Source organism: Tropicimonas sp. IMCC6043 (assembly GCF_004146235.1).
Lineage (GTDB): Bacteria > Pseudomonadota > Alphaproteobacteria > Rhodobacterales > Rhodobacteraceae > Tropicimonas.
In genome coordinates this window covers 1-765 of sequence record NZ_SELO01000140.1, presented here as the reverse complement: position 1 = coordinate 765, position 765 = coordinate 1, and the positions used below count along the sequence as shown (strand labels likewise).

The window sequence follows — 765 nt, the reverse complement described above, 5'->3', positions numbered from 1 at the left end:
TCCCGAGGCCCCGCACCCGATGGGTGAGCCATGAGATCTCCCCCTGACACTGCCCAACTCACTGAAAAAATAACAGAAATACACCGATCAGCCGAGCGGAAACCTCAGATCGCTTGGGAAATCCGGATTGAGACCTTTGGTTGAAGGGCGTGCACTTCGACGATCAAAGGCAGACCATCTTATTCTTGGGTATGGCGTTGAGCGATTTCAATCTGGCCGCTCTGGGCTCTCTGCTGCCGTTCCCTGTCTCCGCGGTGACGAGGGAGCACGGCCAAGTGGCGGTGTTTGTCGCCGTCGATCATTGCTCGATCGAGTGCGTCGGCATCCATGCCGCGATGCGCGGTACATGCCACGAGGCGCTGGAGCCGGTGCGCCAGGGCGTCACGGCCCGCTTCGGCGCTATCGGCAAGGATGTCGCCGTCGGGCTGAGCCTGCGCCACGATCATGGGTCACAGTACATGTCTCACGACTTTCAAAGCGAGATCCGGTGGCTGGGCATCTCGTCCTCACCGGCCTTCATACGGGCCCCCGAGGGCAACGGCTGCGCCGAGCGCTTCATCCGGACCCTCAAGGAGAACCTGCTGTGGGTCAGGACTTTCGACACCGTCGAAGACGTCCGCGAGGCGCTGATCGCATTCTGTTCAGTCCCGGCATTTGGTGGATCGGATCGACATTGAATCTGTCTGGCTCTGAAGTCCAGATCTTGCAGATGTATTCGTATGGCGTGAGACCGCTGAGGGTCTTGAGCCTTCGGGCGAAGTTGTA

1 pseudogene is annotated in these 765 nt (G+C 59.7%); it reads left to right on the top strand.

From position 1 onward, the window contains the following. Positions 1 to 269: 269 nt before the first annotated feature. Positions 270 to 638 (top strand): annotated as a pseudogene (locus EU800_RS26130) (IS3 family transposase); the annotation flags it as partial. Between the last annotated feature and the right edge of the window lie 127 nt (positions 639 to 765).